The organism is Sphingomonas sp. 77B, from assembly GCF_056497825.1.
This window is the reverse complement of sequence record NZ_JBWMBY010000002.1, coordinates 1-19,535: the sequence shown is the minus strand read 5'-3', so window position 1 is coordinate 19,535 and position 19,535 is coordinate 1. Positions and strand designations below refer to the sequence as shown.

Here is a 19,535-nt window from a genome sequence, read left to right as displayed (position 1 = left end):
ATCACTTGCCGGTCAATTCGAGCGTTCACGCTATTTCAGCCTGCTCGACATTATACCAGCGCCTTGGCGGCGAGACACGACATCAGGACGTGCCCCCCTTTGCGGAACGGTCGGTCAGCTTTGCCAAGCGGTGTGGCAGGTCGCTCATGACGCGGCGTGCATCACCAGGTCGCAGGTTACGCCAACGCCGGACCTCGTCGCGCGTGCGGCCACACCCCCGGCACCATCCGGTGCGGGCATCGAAACCACATAGATCGACGCAAGGCGATCGCATCAGATCGCGCCGATCCGACTGAGGCCTTGCAAGCCGGAATAGGCCATGTAGCCCGCGATCACGAGCATCAGGCCCGCCGACGCATAAGGCGCCTTGCGCGCGAAGTCGCCGAACCCTGACCAGCGCTTGCGGATGTGCGTGACGCTGAGCGATGCGATGACGCCGGCGCTGACCATCGTCACGGCAAGGCCGACGCTGAACGCGCTCACCAGCACGACACCGAGCGCGAGACGCTTGAGCTGGAGGCAGAGCAGGAGGACGGTGACGGCTGCGGGGCAGGGGATCAGCCCGCCCGTCAGGCCGAACAGCGCGATCTGGCCGGTCGTTACCTGACGATCGGCGAACCGGCGGCTGATATCGGCGGCGTGGGCGCGCTCATGCGCGTTCATGTAGGCATCGTCGCCCGTGACCTTCAGTCCATCATGCCCGTGGCCGTGATCGTGCCCGTGTTCGGCGAATGTGAGGTCGTAGTCATGGCTGTGGCCGCCGTGGCCCAGCGAGACGCGCGCGTTGAAGGCGTGCGGTTCCGGGATCTCCTCGACGCTTTCGATGTAATCGCCCCGATCGACGAAGCGGAATGTCTGCGAACGGCCTTCGCCGCGATCCGTTGTGAGGATAACATCCGCCGCTTTCCAGCCACCCTTGGCAAAGCTCGCCCGCCAGCGCGGCGGCACGCCATCCTCGAAAATCTCCAGACGCATCATGCCGTGGCCGGTGTCGATCGTGCGGATCTCGTCCTCGCCGTGATGGTGGTGGTGATCGTGCGCGGCTTCGGCCTTCTGATCGGCACGCGTGCGCCAAATCATCCATAGACCGATGCCAAGAACGATGACGGCCGAGCCGAGCAGGAGGTAAGGCTCGGTCGTTTCGGTGTTGATGCCGCGCCCGAGATATTGCCCGCCAAGCGCGATGCCCCACACGATCGCGGTGTGCGAAAGCGCCGCGCACAGGCCGAGCAGGACGGCTTGGCCAACAGTGCCACGCACTGCGATAATAAACGCAGCCATCATGGTCTTGGAATGGCCGGGCTCCAGCCCGTGCAGCGCACCGAGCAGCAGCGCGGTCGGGATGAACAGCCAGAGATTGGAGCTGCCCTGTTGAACGAGTTCGGCGAAAGAGGTCATGGTGCGTCCCGGCAAGCCCGGCGGTCGCGACCGATCGGACGTGAAGTTCGGGCAGGTCCATATCCCCCCATGGGGATAGAGTCTATCCCCCCGGGGGGTTGCTCGACAAAGTTCGTCCGTTTGTCTTATAGGGTGACATGGCCCATTACGATCATTCCAATCATCCCGCGATCATCAAGCGGCTCAACCGTGCGACCGGGCACCTGAAAAGCATCGTCGGGATGATCGAAGAGCAACGGCCGTGCGTCGATATCGCGCAGCAGCTTCAGGCGGTGGAGAACGCGATCGCCAGCGCCAAGCGCGCGCTCATCAACGATCATATCGATCACTGCTTGGTTCACGCCGAAGAGGGCGAGGGGACAAAGGTGGCGGTGGAGCAGTTCCGGGCGATATCCAAATACTGGTGATCGCCTAATCGGACAGGGTTGATCGGATTCGGCTTGTACATATGCCCCCCAGGGGATACGGGCGTCTCACTCTTGGGGAGTAGCTACCCGCTGTTGCGGGGCCATCGTCAACATCCTTGAACCTTCCGGTTCGTGGCGATGGCAGCAGATTTTGATCTGCCCGGCGAGACCAACGATGCGCTACCTCTCTCGTGGCCGGAGGTGGATTGCGTCGTTCGGTTGACGGCCCTTGGACGTATATCAATGACGGGTTTGCTAACGCTCGGCGCTCTTGGCGCCAGCTTGTCGGTCGACGCCTTCGCTGCGGCGGTGGGGAAGGGTGCGACCAATCAGCGCAATCGTTGGCGCGATGCCTTACGTGTCGGCGCCGTGTTCGGCTTCTTCGAGGCGATCACGCCGGCGATTGGCTGGGCGATCGGCCTGGCGCTGAGCACTTGGATCGCGGCAGTCGATCATTGGATAGCCTTCTTCCTGCTTTTCGGCGTCGGCGGGCATATGATCCATGCAGCGACGAAAAGCGACGTGGACGCGGGTCAGCGCGCTCAGACCGGCGTGTGGCGACTGGTCGTTACCGCGCTCGCCACCAGCATCGATGCAACGGCGGTGGGTGTCAGTCTCGCGGTCATGCAGGTCAATATCCTGACCGCGTGCCTCATCATTGGCGGGATCACCACGGTCGTCGCCACGATCGGCGTCATGCTCGGCAAGCACGCGGGACGGTATATCGGCCGCTATGCAGAGATGCTGGGCGGGCTGACGCTCATCCTCATCGGCGGCACGATCCTCTACCAGCACCTCACCGCCTGACCTCAAACCAGCGCGCCGCTTGCTCGCTTGGCGGGGAAGCGGCGCGCGATTTCGCAGCTAGTCCGCGATAAAGCTGCCGCGTCCTCCCCGGAACGCGCCGACGACATTGCCACGATCCCAATGGCCGGACAGGATGCCGCGCCGGGGGATGCTTCCGACCGGCTTGCGGCGCGCGGCGAGTAGCCGCGCGCGGCGTGTATCGCGATCGATGGGCAAGCCCGTCATGATGTCGATGGCGGTGCGCAGCGGGGTCATGCGGGCCGCCACTGCTCGACCAGCGCCGCCATCGCGTCGCGGTAGCCCCAAGCATCGGGATAGACGGACGGCTCGGCCGCCAGATGCGCCATGACGATGAGCATGTCTTCCGAGATGCCGGGATCGCAATTGCAGAGGTGAAGGACCGGAAAATGGCCCCATGCACTGCCGTCCCACCATGCCAACAGGAAGTCGGCCGCACGCGAGGCTTGGCCGGTATCGGACCCGGCGACGACGATCAGGCGGGCAATGGCCTCGCCAACGTCCTCGAAGCTGACAGCCCGGATTGCGGGGCGGCGTTGGGGTGGGCTCATGACTATTCGCTTCTGCTCCTTCAAGCGTGGAAGGGGACGGGGACCAACAGCGCATCATCGATCGGCTCGACGTCGCGCAGCTCCACCATCACGATCTTCTCTACCCGCTCGGCGCCGGTCGGATCGAGATAAACATAGGTGTGGCCTGCAAACACCGGGCTGCACAAGCGCCAGATCACGCCTTTCCGACCGATGCGGCGTTCCGCGCGCCCGTCATAGGATGCGAAAGCGCCCGCAATCCGGACCCGCTGCGCGATCCGCAGCCAATTGGCTGCGCCGTCGATGACGACGGCCAGTTCCTCCGGCGAAAGAGCCGGTCGGCCGATGCCGAACGTCGCTTGGGGATCGCGCGCGATCCGGGACAGCTTCTCCTCGACCGGTTCCGGTTTCCAGTCGCTGACTGGCCCGGGGGCGGCCTTGTACATATGCGTTACCGGCTTCCCGCCGAACAGGTCGGGTTGTACGCCGACAAGGCGGCGGTGGAACATCGCCTTGTGATAGTCGCGCCGCCATTGCGCTTCGGGGGTCAGCGGCTTCGCATTTGGGCCATCGCGCATGATCGCGACCAGCTCGTTAAACTCCTCCTCGCTCACCGTGGCGACGCTCGGGTCAAAGACAATGCGCGCCGCCACGCCCCGGCCCCCGTCGGGGCCGGGATCGTCGGCGGCGGTCACGCCGCCGCCTCCAGTTCGGGCGCTGTCTCGACCGCCATGCGGCTCAACAGCCAGTCGGACGCGTCCTGCGCGAGCCGTGCGGCGGTGAAGATGCACTTCTTGTCGTTGCGGAGCGCTTGAAGCCAGTTCGCCAGATAGGCGGCGTGGTCCTCGCGATCGTGGAGCTTGATGCCGATGGTGGCGCTGACGAACGCGGCCCCAAGCTCGGCGACCAGTTCCTCGCGAGCATAGTCCTCGCGCTTCGTGGAAATGAGGGAGGGGCGGGCAAGGCGGTCAACGTGCCCCGTCGCATGGCAAAGCTCGTGCGCTAGGGTCGAATAATAGTCGTCGCTGGTGTGGAAGTCGGCAAACTGCGGCATGACGACATGATCGCCGCTCGGCTGATAATAGGGCTGGGAACCGAAGTGCTTGAGGGTGACGGGCACGCGGGCAAAGAGCGTGTCCAGTTCGGCGTCGCGCTGGTCGGGATTGGTCGCGGTGATGACGGGCAAGGGGGCAGGATATTTCGCCTCGATGCCGTCGATCTGCTCGGCATTGAAGACGGTGTAGCGCTTGAGGAACGCCACCTGACGCTTGCCATCCTCGCCTCGCTCTGCGCCCTCCTGTGCCTTGCTGTCGGCGTTCACCTCGATCTTGTTGGCATAGACGACGGTTGAGCCCTTCTCGCCCTTGCGGACGCAGCCGCCGAGCGCGAGCGCCTGCTTGAAGGTCAGCCAATGCGGGGAAGCATAGCCCTTCGTCATGGCGGCAACCCAAAGGGTCAGGACGTTGATGCCGCGATAGGGAACCCCCGTCGAGCGCAGCGGGATGGTGGGTGCGGTGCTGCCGTTCCACGATTTCGACCAAGGCCGGGTGCCCGCCTCGATCATGGCGATCATCTGATCGGTGATTTCCTGATAGATGTCGGCCCGGTTGTCGGTGATCCGTCCCATGATTGTCTTCCTTTCCTCTGAGGCTGAAAGCCGGTCGCAACAGCAACCGGCTCTGCCTTTCCGGCGAGGAACGGGATGGGGAGGGAGGGCGAGAATCTACCGCTGGCGCGGGCGAGCCGCCCTAGCGTGGCCGACGCCCTGCAGGGCGTCGAGTGCCACGCTTGGCGGATTACACGGGCGGTCGATTGTCGTTCGGGAACGAAAGGGCAGCCGCCCTTGGTGTTCCCCGGCGCTGGATGGCCTCCGGGGGAGGGCAGCGGCGCGAACGGGCTTACGCCGCGCCCTAGGCGCTTCGATCAGGTGTGCCACGTGGCACACCTTTCACGCGAGGATCGTCACCCAATAGGGCCGAGACGGCGGTACGGCGGCTTGGTCGGCGCAGAGAGCGAAAGGAGCGGTGCTTGCAGGGTCGCACCCGGCTTCACGCTGATCCTAGACGTTAGCGTTCTGTAGCAACCCTGTTGAATAGAGCGCCATCTATAAGCTGGATCTCTGCCGTTTTGAGGGGCCGCACACCCTCTTTGGTGAGAACCCATGTCATGTCGTTGGATTGCCCCAGCGTGATACCTGACACCTGCTTTCCTTCGAGATGGTAAATCCACACCTCCCCTCGGGTGATGTTACCTATGCGGTCTTTCGCTCGGATCGTACCTGCAACATGGCCAGCGGCGACCACAATGAGGATGACAATGGTCCCGCACCCCACCCGAGCCATAAACAATGTCAGAGGATCAAAAAACGGCGGCCTATGCGATGCAGCCCTGGCGCGGTCGAAGAGCTTGCCGGCAATCAAAGTAAGCGCCGTCACGATCAGCAGCGGCAGGATCGCTGTAAGCCACGCGCCGGTTGTGGTGATAATGGCACCGAGGCCCTCCACCGCAACTGCAATGTTCGAACCGCCAAGATTGGTCGGATCGATGGCAAAACGGCCGAAATAGGCCTGTCTGTAGGTCCACCCGGCAAAATAGATGGCCGCTAATATGGTGGCGATCACGAAGGCGGAGTCAAACGCCTTGGTGACGAGTTCACGCGGTGAGGAAGATGTTCCAGGGCCTGCGGGCATTTGTCCTCCTTACGGGAATGGCTTTGCGAAGCGGCGTATAGATCCCACGTACACGGGTGGCTGGATCGTCGAGCTGACGAACGCGGCCCCAGCTCGGGAACCAGTTCCTTGCTGGCGTAGCTGTGCCACGTGGCACACCCCTCTTCATCGCTGGAACGATGCGTCCGACCCGGCCGAGTGATATGCCGGCGGATTGACCCGCCGGAGTCAGGCCGGCGTGTCGTCGTTGCCCGGTGCAGGCTGTGCGAGACCTGTATCGACGACGGCGGGTAGGGCTTCCACCGTTTCGACCTCGGTAGCGGCCGTTTGCAGGCGGATCGAGCTTCGCACCGATGCCGCGTCGAGCCGGTCCTGAAAGTAGGTCTGCGACCAAGCCATGTCAGCCCATTCGTCGGGGCGCGCCTGATAGGCGCCGACGCGGCCGACCAGACCACATAGCCAGTCGGCGCACTGGCATGTCTGGTAGCGTTCGCTCTCGACTTGGAAGGGCGGCTCGATGATGCGACGCCGGGGGGAGGGGCCACCATACATGGCTTGGCTCGCGCGAGTCAGGATGGCGTCGCGATCCTGATGCTCGTCCATGACGATGACCATATCGGCGTCGTTCTGATCGGCATATTGGTTGAGGCGCTTCATCGCCTCGCCCAGGACCGTGAGGTAAAGCGCCTGCGCCTTAAACTCCGCGACGGGGCGGTTCTTCTCGAGGCCAACGTAGAAGACATGCCCGCCGCTTGCGCGGATCTTGTTGAGGATGCGATTGGCCGCCGTGCGAACCTGCCGGTATTTCTCGACGTTCATGCTGGTGAAGAGGGCCGAGCCCTTCTTCTCCCATGTCGCGGGATGCTGGCCGCTTTGCCCGATCTCCCAAGCCAGCATGTTGCATTTGAGCTGGTAGAACCAGGTCGAGAATTGCCGCACGGATGAGTAGGGGAGGATCATGCCCCCGAGCCCGAAAACGGGACTGTCATTGTAGGCGGGATCGTCGCGCGCGACATACGGGCCGATGTGGCCAAACTCGTCGAGATAAGCGAAATACAGCATGCAGGTCCCCAGAATCGCGAAAGCCCACGCTAAGCGTGGGCCTCGGAATTGGGGCAGCCCGTGAGCCGCGTCCGTCAACAGATATGAGCGATGAGCCTGGTGTTGTCAAGAACGGACGCTGATTACTCCCCTGAGCGAAAGGCGTCCTCAATGATGGGCAGGTATCGCTCCACCTGCTCCTTGTCGCTCTCCTGCTCATCGGCGGGAAGATCGGCATAGTCGGTCGCAATCTGCTTTTCCCAGCGTTCGACAAGATCGGCGGGGATCAGCAACGAGCCGTCCTCCTGTTTGGTCGCCTTGCCGTGCATGTAGCGCTGCCAATGCGACCAGCGCTCATGTTCGATCGCGGCGAGGCGTTCGACCAAGGTCTTACGGGCGTCAGCGGCGAGAGGCTTTGCCATGTTAGATCAGCCCGCTTTCCACCAGACTTCGATAATGCTCGCCCAATACAGTCAGCTCGCAGGCTTTGCTGCCCATCGCTGCGTGCCACATATGCGGTGCATCGACGGGGCGCACGAGGTTGACCCTCACATACCGTTGGAGCACCGCGAATATCGCGGTTTTCTCCGGGTCCGGCGGTGGAATGGAGGGGTCGTTCTTCTGCTCCTCCGACCGCTCGGGCTCAAATGCCGGATCGAGAGGGAATTGGTAAGTGGCGGTCGGAAAATGCTTCGCCAGCGCCTGAAGATCGGTCAGCGCGATCGGGGGTGCCGCCTTGCGCAGCGACACGAAGGTTTTGACATTCGTCTTGAACACCGGGCGCTGCTTCCACGGCCCAAGCGACTGGTCGATATGAGCATAGACGCTGCCCGGCGTGACGTCGCCCAGCAGGTTGGCGGCGGCGCCGCCGAGCGCGTCGACGAACAGGCTGGTGAACACGCCGGCACCGCCCCCTTCGACCTCCATCGCATATTGCTCGGCGGTGGACGCTGTGAGGATGGTCATGCCGTCGCGGATTTCCGCAGCGGGATGGGTGGGACGTTCCCCGGCAGCGCCACTATGGCAGCTATCGAGGATGATGATCTTGTTCTTCGCCCCGGAATTGGCAGCGAGCGTCATGATGTCTGAAAGCGGCAGGCCATCGTCGCCGCTGCGGCTGTCGCTGGTGCAGAGGTAGCCGCCGGTGTCCTCGATGAAGCCATGCCCGGCGAAGTAGAACAGGGCGATGTCCGCGTCGTCGGCATAGAGTTCGCGGACAGCCGCCTTCAGCTCCTCGCGATCGACCAGATCGCCGGGACCGGTGCCGGTCAGGAGCTTAGGTGTAGCGAAGTTGACGGTGCCGTCGGCGTGGCGCTCGAGCATGGCCTTCACCGAGTGCGCGTCGTTCACGCACCCGCTGAGGTTCCCGATTTTCTCGTAATGGTCGATACCGACGATCAGGGCCTTGCGCACCGTCGCCTCCGGCTCAGAGTGAATCGATGAAGTTGGTGATGTTGGCGTCGCTCCAGGCAACGGTGCTGACGCCCGCGATCGAGGCGCGATCATCCTTATAGGCGTAGATGCCTTGGATCGGCTTGCCCTCTTCCTGGGCGCACTGGATTTCCCACTTCTGGCCCGTCGAGGCTGCCGAGTTCTTGCTGACCAGAACGATCACACCATGCGAGCGCTTGATCCGCGTGCGGACACGATCCTTCCAGTCTTTGTCGTATGGCTCCTTCACCGACATATCGATAAACTCGAATGGCTGCCGCGGATGGAGCGACTGCCCTTTGAGGAAGTCACGCTGCCGTTCATCCTCGATGGCGAACGCGATGAAGAGCACTTTCTTATCAGCCATTTCCAACATCCTCCATTATGGTTCTATTTCGATAATGAATCAGCGAACGCCCGACGACTTTAAGCATGAGCTGCAAGCTCTGGATACCGCCCATGCTCAAAACGAAGCTGCACGCGACAGCTTTGTTGCACTTGCACACACGGCGCTATTTGCCGCTTCTGTGTCATTTGTAGGAAGCGCGGTTCCGCTTGCCAAGGCGGTGTGGCCGTATGCCTTGGTTGCCGGATGGGCGATCGATGTTTTGGGGCTTCTTGCCCTGACGGTGAGCTTCGCGACGGCGCGTAAGGCGGTCGATGCGCGGCGAGCTGCCCTCTACGACGATATCCCGCCGGTAGCGGCTTGGTCCGAACGTCTCAACGGGTTCGCGCTATGGTCATTTCCCGCCGCTCTTCTATGTTTGTTCTCTTTTGTCACAGCGAACGTGGTCAGTATCAATGAGCGAGAAGCCAGCCCCTCCGCCAGCACCGCCGCCATCCCGATCGGGCGGATCGAGGGGGATAGCGCCGCCGCCACGCGCGCCGTTGCCGCCGGGGGGCGTGTCGCAGCCTCAAACGGGCGTTGTTCCGGCGCCACGGGCTCCGGTCGCCCCACCACCGCCGCCGCCGCCTCCGGCGCCTGCCAAGAAGTAGGTTGCGGCGCACCGCGCAGATAGGTGTGCCACGTGGCACACCTCATCGTCGTGTAAGGCGATCCAGTTCGGCGTGGGTTCGGGCGGTGCGCGCTGCGCCACGATTGGCCGATAGGGCGCATAGCGCGGCAAAGGCGACGAGGCCGCATCCGATCAGCGTGAAGGTGCGCGCGTCCCCGTCATCGCCCGACAGGAAGACCGCTCCCAAGCCGATGACGAGCAGGATCAGGCTGAAGCAGATCTCCGTCGCGACGCTGGCGAGCGGGGTGGGAAGGTCGCGCAAGCGGATGCCCCGCGTCTGATTATGCCAGTCGCGGACCAGCATGGGGCAGTCCGGAATGGGCTCGCATACGGCACGAACGCGGTCGCCGACGGCCAAGGCGATATAGTCGCTCGCGCACAGCTTGAGCGTGTGGCCGTTGACCTCGAACAGCATCGCGAACTCGCGGGAGGTATTCACGAAGGTATGCGTCTCCGCGCGGGTCAGGCCGGTCCGGTGGATCGTATCACCGGGATGCGAAATGGGCACGGCGGGGTCTGCGCGGTGGGTCGTGTGTTGGGTCACGCTTACGTCGGTCGTGTCGTGAAAACCGATGATATACGAGACCGGCCCTTCGATGGCGACGAACCGTTGCTGCTTCCTCATAGCCAACGTCCTTGCAAGGCTGCGTCAAACTCGACGGCCAGCGTGACGGCGCCGGCGACCAGCGCGGCGAGCGCGAACAGCGCGAGCCGCGCCCGGATGCCGGGGCGCAAGTCGTGCGTGATGGCGATGGCGGCCCCGATCGCCACCCCGAGGATCAGCGCTGGCCCCAGCTCGTAGAGGACCAGGCCGGGAAGGCGGTTGGGGAGCAGGTAGGGGAAAGCACGGATGAGGCGACCGGCCAGGACGGCGCCGACGACAAGGGACAGCGCCATGCCCCAACGGCCGATCAGGACGGCGGCGGGAGAACCGCGCTCAAGCATTGGAGCGGTTCCCCGCATGAGCAACGCCTGCCCGCGAGGGCGGCCCTTTGTGGCCTAGTCTGATCGTCACCCGCACGGGCGGAAACCCGGCGACGGGGTTCCGCGGAGCGGCGTGGCACACGCCAGCGCAGTAGAGCACGGGCCGGCGGCAGGCCTCGCTTACTGCTTGATCGTCCCTAGGGTCAGGACCCATTGATGTGGGAGGCGCGATCTGATTCAGGCTCCGTGAGGAGAGAGTGGATGAGCGACCTGTACTGGCTGACGGATGAGCAGATGGCGCGTCTGCAACCGTTCTTTCCCAAGAGCCATGGCAAGCCTCGGGTCGATGATCGGCGGGTGCTCAGCGGCATCATTTTCGTCAATCGCAACGGGCTACGCTGGTGTGATGCACCGAAGGACTATGGGCCGCACAAGACGCTCTACAATCGCTGGAAGCGGTGGAGCGAGAGGGGTATTTTCCTGCGAATGATGGAAGGTCTCGCGGCAGCGGAGGCCGTGCCGAAGACCGTCATGATCGACGCGACCTACCTGAAGGCACACCGCACGGCATCGAGTCTGCGGGTAAAAAAGGGGATCTCGGCCGTCTGATCGGCCGCACGAAAGGCGGCATGAACACCAAACTGCACGCCGTCAGCGATGCGGACGGGCGGCCCTTGAGCTTCTTCATGACCGCCGGGCAGGTCAGCGACTACACCGGCGCGGCAGCCTTGCTCGACGATCTGCCGAAAGCACAGTGGCTGCTTGGCGACCGTGGTTATGATGCCGATTGGTTCAGAGACGCCCTGGAAGCCAAAGGCATCCAGCCCTGCATCCCGGGCCGCAGATCGCGCAACGAGCCGGTCAGATACGACAAGCGCCGCTACCGGCGCCGCAGCCGCATCGAGATCATGTTCGGCCGTCTGAAGGATTGGCGCCGCGTCGCAACTCGCTACGACCGCTGCCCAACCGTCTTCTTCTCTGCCGTCGCCCTCGCGGCCACCGTCATCTTCTGGCTATGACCAATGAGTCCTGACCCTAAGACGGGTCAGGCGATCCGCATGGGATCGGCGTCGGAGAACGGCACGGAGGTCGTCGTCGGCACCGCGGTGATGCGGATCGGACAGAACAGCCGCAACGTCGCGACCGCGGTCGCCGATCGGTTGAAGTCGATCAACGCCTCGCTGCCACCCGACGTAGTGGTGCAGCCGGTCCTCGATCGCACAGCCCTGGTCAATTCCACCATCAAGACGGTGGCGAAGAATCTCGGCGAAGGCGCACTGCTCGTCATCGTCGTGCTGTTCCTGTTGCTCGGCAACTTCCGCGCCGCGCTGATCGCCGCGGCGGTCATCCCGGTCACGATGATGCTGACCGGGTTCGGAATGTTACGGCTGGGGGTTTCGGCGAACCTCATGTCGCTCGGCGCGCTGGACTTCGGGCTGATCGTCGATGGTGCCGTCATCATCGTCGAGAATGCGTTGCGGCGTCTCGCCGAGCAACAGCATCACGAAGGTCGCCTGCTGAGCGTCAAGGAGCGGTTGGAGGCGGTCGCGACCGCGGCGCGCGAGATGATCCGTCCGTCCGTGTACGGGCAGGCAATCATCATCCTCGTCTATGTGCCCTTGCTGACGCTGACCGGCGTCGAGGGCAAGACGTTCGTGCCGATGGCGCTCACCGTCATCATCGCGCTGCTGTTCGCGTTCGTCCTGTCGCTGACCTTCGTGCCTGCGGCGATCGCCATCTGGCTGTCGCGGAGGGTGAACGAGGAGGACGGGCGGATCATCTCGTGGCTGAAGCAGCGCTACGAACCGGGCCTTGAGAAGGCGATGAAGCGACCGTCGATCACCATCGGCGCCGGCGTCGTCAGCCTCGTCGCCGCGGCGCTTGCCTTCACGACGCTGGGACAGGTGTTCCTCCCCCAGCTCGACGAGGGCGACCTGCTCATCCAGGCGCTGCGCATTCCGGCGACATCGGTGCAGCAGAGCCAGGCGATGCAGGTGCCGATCGAGCGCATGGTCTCGAAGCAACCCGAGGTGCGGTTCGTCTTCTCCAAGACGGGCACGGCCGAGCTGGCTTCGGACCCGATGCCGCCCAACGCGACCGACATGTTCGTCATCCTGAAGCCGCATGCGGAATGGCCCGACCCCAAACTGGAGAAGGCCGCGCTGGTCGAGCGGCTGGAGACGAAGCTCGCGCAGTTCCCGGGCAACGCCTATGAGATCACGCAGCCAATCCAGATGCGGTTCAACGAGCTGATCGCCGGCGTGCGCGGCGACATCGCGGTGAAGGTGTTCGGCGACGACTTCGCCTCCATGAACCGCACCGCCGAACAGATCGCCGGCATCCTTCGCCGGACGCAAGGAGCGGCTGACGTGAAGGTCGAACAGACGACGGGACTTCCCATGCTCGACATTCGCGTCAACCGCGACGCGATGGCACGGGTCGGCGTCACCGCGCAGGATGTGCAGGACACCATCACCGCCACGCTCGGCGGTCGCGAGTCCGGCATGATCTTCGAGGGAGACCGGCGCTTTCCGGTGGTCATCCGCCTGTCGGACGCCGAGCGCGCCGACCTGGGGCTGCTCGAACAGGTGCAGGTGCCGGTCGCCGGCGGTGGCTATGTGCCGCTGTCCAGCGTCGCCGATATCGGCGTCGTCGACGGGCCGAACCAGATCAGCCGCGAGAACGGCAAGCGCCGCGTCGTCGTCCAGGCGAACGTCCGCGGACGCGACGTCGGCAGCGTGGTCGCGGATGCGCAGGCGGCGGTCGCCGGCGTGCGCCTGCCGGCGGGCAGCTATCTCGAATGGGGCGGCCAGTTCGAGAATCTCGAATCCGCCAGCCAGCGGCTCAAACTCGTGGTGCCGGCGTGCTTCGTGCTGATCCTGCTGCTCCTCTACGGGGCCTTGGGATCGGTACGCGATGCGGCGATCGTCTTCACCGGCGTGCCCTTCGCGCTGGTGGGAGGCGTGCTGCTGCTGTTCGTTCGCGGCATGGACTTCTCGATCTCGGCCGCGGTGGGATTCATCGCATTGTCGGGTATCGCGGTCCTCAACGGCCTCGTCATGGTTAGTTCGGTGCAGGAGCTGATCCGGTCGGGCATGGACCGGGCCGAAGCGGCGCGGACGGGCGCGCTCCAGCGATTGCGCCCGGTCGTCATGACCGCGCTGGTCGCCAGTCTCGGCTTCGTACCGATGGCATTCGCCAGCGGAGCCGGCGCGGAAGTGCAGAAGCCGCTCGCGACCGTCGTCATCGGCGGCCTGATCTCGGCGACGCTGCTGACGCTGTTCGTGCTGCCGACGCTTTACGCCCGGTTCGGGCAGCAAGCGGTCAAGGTCGACGACGCGGATAGGGCGGACGACGGCGCGCCGCTGCCGCAACCCGCATGATCGCGTCTGGCAGGGGGGACTGACGATGGCGGCGCTCAAGTTCGCACTGATCCCCATGATCGCGATCATGATCGGCGCGCTTCTCGCCGGGTGGCGCACACCCGGCGAGAGGCTGGTCGCCGCCATGCAGCACCTTGCAGCCGGCGTCGTATTTGCCGCGGCGGCGACCGAAATCCTGCCGCTGGTGATGCACGGGGGATCGCCGGCTGCGACGCTGATCGGCGGTGCGATCGGCGTCGCGGTAATGCTGGGCCTCAAGGCGGCGGAAGGCCGGTTTGACGGCCCCGTGGCGCTGCTCGCCGCGATCGGGCTCGATCTTGCTATTGACGGCCTGGTTCTGGGTCTGGCCTTCATCGCCGGCGAGAAGGCGGGCACGTTGCTGGCGGTCGCGCTGACGCTCGAAGTGCTGTTCCTGGCCCTGACGCTCACCAATGATCTGACGAGCCGGTATCGCAAGATGAAGGCGATCGGCCTAACCTGCGCGCTTGCGCTGCTGGTGCCGATCGGCGCACTCGTCGTGCAGCCCGTGGCGCTGCTGTCGCCGGTGTGGATCACGGGATTCCTGAGTTTCGGCCTGATGGCGCTGCTCTACCTCGTCACCGAGGAGCTGCTGGTCGAGGCGCACGAGAAACCGGACTCTCCGCTCATCAGCGCGATGTTCTTCGTCGGCTTTCTCGCACTGCTGCTCATCGAGGAGATCGCGATGTGACCGGCCTGACCTTGAGCGGTGTCGATGTGCGCCGCGATCCATCCCGTAAGGAGAAGAAAATGTCGATCACCACGGCGCGATGGTCCTTTCTGGCCGCTGCGATTGCCCTGTCTGCGTGTTCCGGCGGCAAGCCGGCGGGCCAGTTCGGATCGAACGAGTCCGGTGCGACCGATGCCATCCACGGATCGAGCGCACGGCACGGCCGGCATGGCGATGCCGTCGACCGGCGATCCTGATACCGACTTCCTTCGGGGCATGATCCCGCACCATGAAGGTGCGGTCGATATGGCTCGCGCCGAGCTTGCCAACGGCACCGATCCGAAGGTGCGCGCGATGGCGGAGGAGGTGATCCGGACCCAACAGGCCGAAATCGTGAAGATGCAGGCCTGGCTCGCCGAACGGCAAGCCACAAAGAAGGGGACGCGATAATGGCACACGATCACGGCGAAGCCGGGCACAGCCACGACCATACGGCCGGCGCCAACGCCAAGATGCTCAGATGGGCGCTTGCCCTGACGGCGACCTATCTCGTGGCAGAGGTGGTCGGCGCCTTCGTGTTCAACAGCCTCGCGCTGCTGTCCGACGCAGCCCATATGATGACCGACGTCGCCGGTCTGGTCATCGCGTTGATGGCGATCCATCTCGGCAAGAAGGCTGCCGACGACAAGCGGACGTTCGGCTACAAACGACTGGAAATCCTCGCCGCGACCTTCAATGCGATCCTGCTGTTCGTCGTCGCCATGTATATCCTTTACGAGGCGATCCAGCGCTTCCGCGAGCCGCAGTCGATTCAGTCGACCGGCATGTTGATCGTCGCGGTCATTGGCCTCGTCGTGAACTTCGTATCGATGCGTCTGCTGACCGCCGGCAAGGACGAAAGCTTCAACGTCAAAGGCGCCTACCTGGAAGTATGGGCCGACATGATCGGCTCGGTCGGCGTCATCCTTGGTGCCCTCGCGATACGGTTCACGGGCTGGACGTGGGTCGATCCAGTCATCGCCATCGGCATCGGCCTGTGGGTGCTGCCGCGCACCTGGGTTCTGCTCAAGGGAACGATCAACGTGCTGCTGGAAGGTGTCCCCGGCGGGTTGAAGCTGCCGGAGATCCGTTCAACGATCGCCGCCATTCCGGGTGTCGCCGGCGTTCATGACCTGCACGTCTGGTCGATGGCTTCGGACGAGATCAATTGCACCGCCCATGTGACGCTCGGCGAGGGCGTCGATCCCGATAGCGTCAGGGTTGCAGTGACCAGAACACTCGACGAGAGGTTCGGGATCGAACATTCGACGATCCAGACCGAAGCGCCATCGCAAGCCTGTGAGGATGACCAGCACCTTCATCGCTAGCCATCTCGGCGATCGAAAGTCACAACCGGTATGCTCTATGTCGTCATCAAGGCAATGATCTCCGGTGCGATTATCGCGGCGGTTTCGGAGATCGCCAAGCGCAGTCCCGGCGTCGGCGCACTTGTCGCATCGTTGCCGTTAGTCTCTGTGCTGGGAATGATCTGGCTGTGGCGCGACACCCAAGATCGGGTGCTGATGGCGTCTCACGCCGGGGCGACTTTCTGGTTCGTGCTGCCATCGTTACCGATGTTCCTGCTGATCCCCGCGTTGCTCGGGCGCAACGTACCATTCTGGCTAGCGCTGGGCGCGGGGTGCCTCCTTACCATCCTGCTCTATCTCGGCCTGGTATGCCTTGGTCCACGCCTCGGCCTGCGGTTATAGGCCATCAGCGCAGGTCTCCCGCAATGTTGAGAGGCAACGCACACTAGACCAACGCCATATATCCGCTATGCTGGATATATGGAAAACGACTCGGCTATCACTGCGCTGGGCGCACTCGCACAGGGCACCCGCCTCGACGTGTTCCGCCTGCTGGTGCGGCACGAACCGGACGGCATGGCCGCAGGCGATATCGCCCGCCAGCTCGACGTGCCGCAGAACACCATGTCGGCGCATCTCGGAATCCTCGCCCGTGCGGGTCTGGTCCGCTCCGAACGGCATAGCCGCTCGATCATCTACCGTGCCGATCTGGACGGCCTGCGCGCGCTGACGCTGTTCCTCGTCAAGGATTGCTGCGCCGGCAATGCGGAGCTGTGCGCGCCGCTCGTCGCCGAACTCGCCCCCTGCTGCTGAAAGGACATCCCGTGGCCGTCGATATCGTCATCTATCACAACCCCGAGTGCGGCACGTCGCGCAACACGCTGGCGATGATCCGCAATGCCGGCATCGAGCCGCATGTGGTCGAATATCTGAAAACCCCACCCGCACGCGCGCTGCTAGTCGAGTTGATCGACCGCGCCGGCATGAGGCCGCGTGAGCTGCTGCGCGAGAAGGGGACGCCCTATGCCGATTTGGGCCTGGGCGACACGTCGCTGTCCGACGACGCGCTGGTGGATGCGATGATGGCGCATCCGATCCTCATCAACCGGCCGCTGGTTGTCTCGCCGCTCGGCGTGAAGCTCTGTCGGCCGTCCGATGCCGTGCTTGATCTGCTGCCAAGCGATCAGCTCGGCGCGTTCGCGAAGGAAGACGGGGAGAAGGTGGTCGATGCTTCGGGCCAGCGCGTCGCCTGATGCTCCTTGCCGTCCTGATCTTCGTCGCGACGATCGCGCTCGTCATCTGGCAACCCAAGGGACTCGGCATCGGGTGGAGCGCGATGGGCGGGGCCGTCGTGGCGCTGCTCGCGGGGGTGGTCACGCTGTCCGACGTGCCGGTGGTGTGGGGCATCGTCTGGAATGCGACCGCTGCGTTCGTCGCGATCATCGTCATCAGCCTGCTGCTCGATGAAGCCGGGTTCTTCGAATGGGCCGCGCTCCACGTCGCCCGCTGGGGCCGGGGGCATGGTCGTCGGCTGTTCGTCCTGATCGTGCTGCTCGGCGCGGCGGTATCCGCGCTGTTCGCCAACGACGGCGCGGCGCTGATCCTGACGCCGATCGTCATCGCCATGCTGCGGGCGCTCGGCTTCAAGGACAAGGCGACGCTGGCGTTCGTCATGGCCGCCGGGTTCATCGCCGACACCGCCAGCCTGCCGCTGGTCGTGTCGAACCTCGTCAACATCGTGTCGGCCGATTTCTTCAAGATCGGGTTCGGCGAATACGCGGCCGTGATGGTACCGGTCGACCTCGTGTCGATCGCCGCGACGCTGGGCGCGCTGCTGCTGTTCTTCCGGCGCGACATACCGACCGACTATGACGTGGGAGCGCTGCGCGCGCCGCGCGACGCGATCCGCGATGCCGCGACCTTCCGCGCCGGATGGATCGTTCTCGCGCTGCTGCTCGCCGGCTTCTTCCTGCTCGAACCGCTCGGCGTGCCGGTCAGCGCCGTGGCCGCTGCCGGCGCGATCCTGCTGCTGGTGATCGCGGGGCGGGGCCAGGTGATCTCAACGGCCAAGGTGCTGCGCGGCGCACCCTGGCAGGTCGTGATCTTCTCGCTCGGCATGTATCTCGTCGTCTACGGCCTGCGGAACGCCGGCCTGACCGATCATCTGGCGGCGCTGCTCGATCGCACGGCGCAAGGGGGCGTGTGGGGCGCGGCGCTGGGTACGGGCGTGATCGCGGCCGTCCTGTCGTCGGTGATGAACAACATGCCGACCGTGCTGGTAGGCGCGCTCTCGATCGACGCCACCCACGCCACGGGCGCGATCAGGGAAGCGATGATCTACGCCAACGTGATCGGCTGCGATCTCGGCCCCAAGCTGACGCCGATCGGTTCGCTCGCGACGCTGCTGTGGCTCCACGTCCTTGGACAGAAGGGCGTGCGGATCGGATGGGGCTATTACTTCCGTGTTGGCGTCACGCTCACCGTGCCGGTGTTGCTCATCACGCTCGCGGCGCTCGCGATCCGGATCAGCCTCGCGTGATGGGACTGACCATCACGACACTCGAACCCGCCGAGCTGGCCGGGTTGGCATGGTTCCTCAACGCTGCGAGCCTACCGAGCGCCGACCTCGCCGACCCTGGCCGCCTGTTCTTCCGGTTCGAGGCCGATAGCCTCGTCGGCTATGGCGGCCTGGAGGGGGAAGGGGCTGACCGCCTGCTCCGCTCGATCGTCATCCTTGCCGATCGCCGCGGGCATGGCCTGGGGCGGGCGTTGGTCGCCACCCTCGAACGACAGGCGCGCGACTTCGGGGTGCGTCGCCTCCATCTGCTGACGACGACGGCCGCGCCATTCTTCCGGGCGCTTGGCTATGCCGACGCAGATCGCGGCGCTGCTCCCCCGGCCGTCGCCGCATCGCGCGAGTTTACCGCGCTATGCCCGGCGTCGGCCGCCTATCTCGTGAAAGCTCTCTGATGCCGCTCCGCACGCTTGCCGATCCCGATACCCTGCCGGCACTCGATCCCGCCTATGCCATCCAGCGGCCGGCGCTGGGGCTTGGCCCGCTCGATTCCGCGCCGCGTATCCTTCTGCTCTATGGTTCGCTGCGCGAACGGTCCTTCTCCCGGCTGTGTGTCGAGGAAGCGGCGCGCCTGCTCCGGTTCTTCGGCTGCGAGACGCGCATCTTCGATCCATCGGCCCTGCCGCTGCCCGACCAACATGCCGGCGACGACCATCCGGCCGTCCATGAGCTGCGCGAGCTGTCTCTATGGTCGGAGGGTCAGGTGTGGTGCAGCCCGGAACGTCACGGGCAGATCACCGGCATCATGAAATTGCAGATCGACCATCTGCCGCTGTCGATGGGCGGGATGCGCCCGACGCAGGGGCGGACGCTCGCGGTCATGCAGGTGTCGGCCGGATCGCAGTCGTTCAACAGCGTCAACACGCTGCGCGTGCTGGGTCGCTGGATGCGGATGGTGACGATCCCGAACCAGTCGAGCGTCGCCAAGGCGTTCAATGAGTTCGATGACGACGGACGGATGAAGCCATCGAGCTACTATGACCGGATCGTCGATGTGATGGAGGAGCTGGTGCGGTTCACGGTGCTGCTGCGCGCGCATACTGTGCAACTGGTCGATCGCTATTCAGAGCGAAAGGAAGCCGGGGTGCCGATCAATACTGCGATGGACCTGTCCAGCATCGCGATTGCGCCGTAGGTCTCACAACTGAACTGCCTAAAAGAATTGACTATTTCCGATGCTTGCGAAGTGATGAAGCTCTCGCCGCGCTGGCTCACTCGACCCAGCTCGAAGCCAAGCGAGGCCAATTAACAGCGTAAACCACGACCAGATTTTACATAATCAATGTTATCAATCTAGGAGAT

At 64.3% G+C, this 19,535-nt stretch carries 27 protein-coding genes, 1 pseudogene and 1 riboswitch; of the genes and pseudogenes, 15 read left to right on the top strand and 13 right to left on the bottom strand.

All coding sequences use genetic code 11. From position 1 onward, the window contains the following. Positions 1 to 82: 82 nt before the first annotated feature. Positions 83 to 274 (bottom strand): DUF1289 domain-containing protein, encoded by a 192-nt coding sequence (locus tag AC1GI4_RS17270; RefSeq protein ID WP_037569978.1) that lies wholly within the window; start codon positions 272 to 274, stop codon positions 83 to 85. Next, complete coding sequence (locus AC1GI4_RS17265) at positions 274 to 1,398, bottom strand: nickel/cobalt efflux transporter (protein ID WP_007406849.1); 1,125 nt, start codon at positions 1,396 to 1,398, stop codon at positions 274 to 276. The genes AC1GI4_RS17270 and AC1GI4_RS17265 overlap by 1 nt, the downstream gene beginning before the upstream one ends. A gap of 137 nt (positions 1,399 to 1,535) precedes the next feature. Here AC1GI4_RS17265 and AC1GI4_RS17260 point away from each other — a divergent pair, with 137 nt between their 5' ends. Beyond that, complete coding sequence (locus AC1GI4_RS17260) at positions 1,536 to 1,805, top strand: metal-sensing transcriptional repressor (protein ID WP_007406864.1); 270 nt, start codon at positions 1,536 to 1,538, stop codon at positions 1,803 to 1,805. Positions 1,806 to 1,873: 68 nt separating this feature from the next. Continuing rightward, positions 1,874 to 2,044: riboswitch (yybP-ykoY riboswitch) on the top strand. Between the two features lie 4 nt (positions 2,045 to 2,048). Continuing rightward, positions 2,049 to 2,612 carry a manganese efflux pump MntP gene (locus AC1GI4_RS17255; RefSeq protein ID WP_018251237.1) on the top strand — a complete coding sequence of 188 codons (564 nt, stop codon included), beginning with the start codon at positions 2,049 to 2,051 and terminating at the stop codon, positions 2,610 to 2,612. Positions 2,613 to 2,669: 57 nt separating this feature from the next. On the opposite strand, the gene AC1GI4_RS17250 is transcribed toward AC1GI4_RS17255, so the two are convergent. The 9 genes from AC1GI4_RS17250 to AC1GI4_RS17210 all read right to left on the bottom strand — a co-directional run bounded on the left by AC1GI4_RS17250 (position 2,670) and on the right by AC1GI4_RS17210 (position 8,668). Further along, the gene (locus tag AC1GI4_RS17250; protein ID WP_018251238.1) at positions 2,670 to 2,867 is read right to left on the bottom strand and encodes a hypothetical protein; all 198 of its coding nucleotides are present in this window, start codon (positions 2,865 to 2,867) and stop codon (positions 2,670 to 2,672) included. After that, entirely contained in the window at positions 2,864 to 3,181 is a 318-nt protein-coding gene (locus tag AC1GI4_RS17245) for a DUF7673 family protein (RefSeq protein ID WP_018251239.1), read from the bottom strand. The genes AC1GI4_RS17250 and AC1GI4_RS17245 overlap by 4 nt, the downstream gene beginning before the upstream one ends. 20 nt (positions 3,182 to 3,201) lie before the next feature. Continuing rightward, a complete protein-coding gene (locus AC1GI4_RS17240) occupies positions 3,202 to 3,855 on the bottom strand; it encodes a hypothetical protein (protein ID WP_018251240.1) in 654 nt (217 codons plus the stop codon). Beyond that, a complete protein-coding gene (locus tag AC1GI4_RS17235; protein WP_042469543.1) occupies positions 3,852 to 4,787 on the bottom strand; it encodes an ArdC family protein in 936 nt (311 codons plus the stop codon). Before AC1GI4_RS17235 ends, AC1GI4_RS17240 begins: the two co-directional genes overlap by 4 nt. A 439-nt stretch (positions 4,788 to 5,226) precedes the next feature. Beyond that, complete coding sequence (locus tag AC1GI4_RS17230) at positions 5,227 to 5,850, bottom strand: hypothetical protein (protein ID WP_056432825.1); 624 nt, start codon at positions 5,848 to 5,850, stop codon at positions 5,227 to 5,229. 207 nt (positions 5,851 to 6,057) lie between these two features. After that, complete coding sequence (locus AC1GI4_RS17225; protein WP_206379129.1) at positions 6,058 to 6,969, bottom strand: DUF3800 domain-containing protein; 912 nt, start codon at positions 6,967 to 6,969, stop codon at positions 6,058 to 6,060. A 44-nt stretch (positions 6,970 to 7,013) separates the two neighbouring features. Continuing rightward, positions 7,014 to 7,292, bottom strand: coding sequence for a hypothetical protein (locus tag AC1GI4_RS17220; RefSeq protein WP_018251244.1), 279 nt, complete (start codon positions 7,290 to 7,292; stop codon positions 7,014 to 7,016). Position 7,293: 1 nt separating this feature from the next. After that, positions 7,294 to 8,283, bottom strand: a complete 990-nt coding sequence (locus tag AC1GI4_RS17215) for a caspase family protein (RefSeq protein ID WP_018251245.1) — start codon at positions 8,281 to 8,283, stop codon at positions 7,294 to 7,296. 13 nt (positions 8,284 to 8,296) lie between these two features. Further along, positions 8,297 to 8,668: a TIR domain-containing protein gene (locus tag AC1GI4_RS17210; RefSeq protein ID WP_018251246.1), complete on the bottom strand. Its 372-nt coding sequence runs from the start codon at positions 8,666 to 8,668 to the stop codon at positions 8,297 to 8,299. Here AC1GI4_RS17210 and AC1GI4_RS17205 point away from each other — a divergent pair. Continuing rightward, positions 8,643 to 9,320 carry a hypothetical protein gene (locus AC1GI4_RS17205; protein WP_125972932.1) on the top strand — a complete coding sequence of 226 codons (678 nt, stop codon included), beginning with the start codon at positions 8,643 to 8,645 and terminating at the stop codon, positions 9,318 to 9,320. The two genes, AC1GI4_RS17210 and AC1GI4_RS17205, sit on opposite strands and share 26 nt — an antisense overlap. A gap of 19 nt (positions 9,321 to 9,339) precedes the next feature. Here the strand turns inward: AC1GI4_RS17205 and AC1GI4_RS17200 are convergent, their stop codons facing one another. Then, complete coding sequence (locus AC1GI4_RS17200; RefSeq protein ID WP_018251247.1) at positions 9,340 to 9,942, bottom strand: hypothetical protein; 603 nt, start codon at positions 9,940 to 9,942, stop codon at positions 9,340 to 9,342. After that, positions 9,939 to 10,262, bottom strand: a complete 324-nt coding sequence (locus AC1GI4_RS17195; RefSeq protein ID WP_170172305.1) for a hypothetical protein — start codon at positions 10,260 to 10,262, stop codon at positions 9,939 to 9,941. Before AC1GI4_RS17195 ends, AC1GI4_RS17200 begins: the two co-directional genes overlap by 4 nt. Positions 10,263 to 10,502: 240 nt before the next feature. Between AC1GI4_RS17195 and AC1GI4_RS17190 the strand changes: the two genes are divergently transcribed. The 12 genes and pseudogenes from AC1GI4_RS17190 to arsH all read left to right on the top strand — a co-directional run bounded on the left by AC1GI4_RS17190 (position 10,503) and on the right by arsH (position 19,368). Beyond that, positions 10,503 to 11,260 (top strand): IS5 family transposase gene (locus AC1GI4_RS17190; RefSeq protein ID WP_096614366.1). Its coding sequence is split into 2 segments (ribosomal slippage): positions 10,503 to 10,824 and positions 10,824 to 11,260, totalling 759 coding nucleotides; the frame shifts between segments, so codons are not numbered across the junction. Positions 11,261 to 11,278: 18 nt separating this feature from the next. Further along, positions 11,279 to 13,624: pseudogene (locus tag AC1GI4_RS17185) on the top strand (efflux RND transporter permease subunit); the annotation flags it as partial. Between the two features lie 25 nt (positions 13,625 to 13,649). Further along, positions 13,650 to 14,333 (top strand): ZIP family metal transporter, encoded by a 684-nt coding sequence (locus AC1GI4_RS17180; protein WP_018251250.1) that lies wholly within the window; start codon positions 13,650 to 13,652, stop codon positions 14,331 to 14,333. Beyond that, positions 14,330 to 14,569, top strand: a complete 240-nt coding sequence (locus AC1GI4_RS17175; protein ID WP_018251251.1) for a hypothetical protein — start codon at positions 14,330 to 14,332, stop codon at positions 14,567 to 14,569. The genes AC1GI4_RS17180 and AC1GI4_RS17175 overlap by 4 nt, the downstream gene beginning before the upstream one ends. Continuing rightward, positions 14,505 to 14,762, top strand: coding sequence for a CopM family metallochaperone (gene copM / locus AC1GI4_RS17170; RefSeq protein ID WP_231376782.1), 258 nt, complete (start codon positions 14,505 to 14,507; stop codon positions 14,760 to 14,762). Before AC1GI4_RS17175 ends, copM begins: the two co-directional genes overlap by 65 nt. Beyond that, positions 14,762 to 15,679, top strand: coding sequence for a cation diffusion facilitator family transporter (locus AC1GI4_RS17165; RefSeq protein WP_018251253.1), 918 nt, complete (start codon positions 14,762 to 14,764; stop codon positions 15,677 to 15,679). Before copM ends, AC1GI4_RS17165 begins: the two co-directional genes overlap by 1 nt. A gap of 30 nt (positions 15,680 to 15,709) precedes the next feature. After that, entirely contained in the window at positions 15,710 to 16,060 is a 351-nt protein-coding gene (locus AC1GI4_RS17160) for a DUF3147 family protein (protein ID WP_018251254.1), read from the top strand. A 78-nt stretch (positions 16,061 to 16,138) separates the two neighbouring features. Further along, a complete protein-coding gene (locus AC1GI4_RS17155; protein WP_018251255.1) occupies positions 16,139 to 16,471 on the top strand; it encodes an ArsR/SmtB family transcription factor in 333 nt (110 codons plus the stop codon). Positions 16,472 to 16,482: 11 nt separating this feature from the next. After that, a complete protein-coding gene (gene arsC / locus AC1GI4_RS17150; protein WP_018251256.1) occupies positions 16,483 to 16,911 on the top strand; it encodes an arsenate reductase (glutaredoxin) in 429 nt (142 codons plus the stop codon). Then, positions 16,911 to 18,197 carry an arsenic transporter gene (locus tag AC1GI4_RS17145; protein ID WP_043061442.1) on the top strand — a complete coding sequence of 429 codons (1,287 nt, stop codon included), beginning with the start codon at positions 16,911 to 16,913 and terminating at the stop codon, positions 18,195 to 18,197. The genes arsC and AC1GI4_RS17145 overlap by 1 nt, the downstream gene beginning before the upstream one ends. Beyond that, on the top strand, positions 18,197 to 18,628 hold the full coding sequence (gene arsN2, locus AC1GI4_RS17140; protein WP_018251258.1) for an arsenic resistance N-acetyltransferase ArsN2: 432 nt from the start codon (positions 18,197 to 18,199) through the stop codon (positions 18,626 to 18,628). The genes AC1GI4_RS17145 and arsN2 overlap by 1 nt, the downstream gene beginning before the upstream one ends. Next, positions 18,628 to 19,368, top strand: a complete 741-nt coding sequence (arsH, locus tag AC1GI4_RS17135) for an arsenical resistance protein ArsH (RefSeq protein WP_018251259.1) — start codon at positions 18,628 to 18,630, stop codon at positions 19,366 to 19,368. The genes arsN2 and arsH overlap by 1 nt, the downstream gene beginning before the upstream one ends. Positions 19,369 to 19,535: the final 167 nt, after the last annotated feature.